The sequence below is a fragment of the Maribellus luteus genome, assembly GCF_003576475.1.
GTDB classification, from domain to species: Bacteria; Bacteroidota; Bacteroidia; order Bacteroidales; family Prolixibacteraceae; genus Draconibacterium; species Draconibacterium luteum.
This window is the reverse complement of record NZ_QWGR01000160.1, coordinates 326-594: the sequence shown is the minus strand read 5'-3', so window position 1 is coordinate 594 and position 269 is coordinate 326. Positions and strand designations below refer to the sequence as shown.

Below are 269 nucleotides of genomic sequence, written 5' to 3'. Positions count from 1 at the left end.
GGAAAAGCTGAAAAGCAAGAGCCCGGCACTTGAGAACTGCCCGCAGCGTCGCGGCGTTTGCACCCGCGTCTACACCACGACGCCGAAGAAGCCGAACTCGGCTCTGCGTAAGGTCGCCAAGGTCCGCCTGACCACCGGCATCGAAGCCGTGTGCTACATCCCCGGCGAGGGCCACAACCTGCAGGAACACTCCGTGGTCCTGATCCGCGGCGGCCGCGTGAAGGACCTTCCCGGCGTTCGCTACCACATCCTGCGCGGCGTGCTCGACA

General features: G+C 65.4%; 1 protein-coding gene. It reads left to right on the top strand.

Annotation, left to right across the window (positions count from 1 at the left end; translation table 11 throughout):
• Window positions 1-7: 7 nt before the first annotated feature.
• Window positions 8-269 (top strand): 30S ribosomal protein S12 (rpsL, locus tag D1614_RS28410; RefSeq protein ID WP_119440513.1); only part of this gene is annotated, 262 nt, incomplete at its 3' end.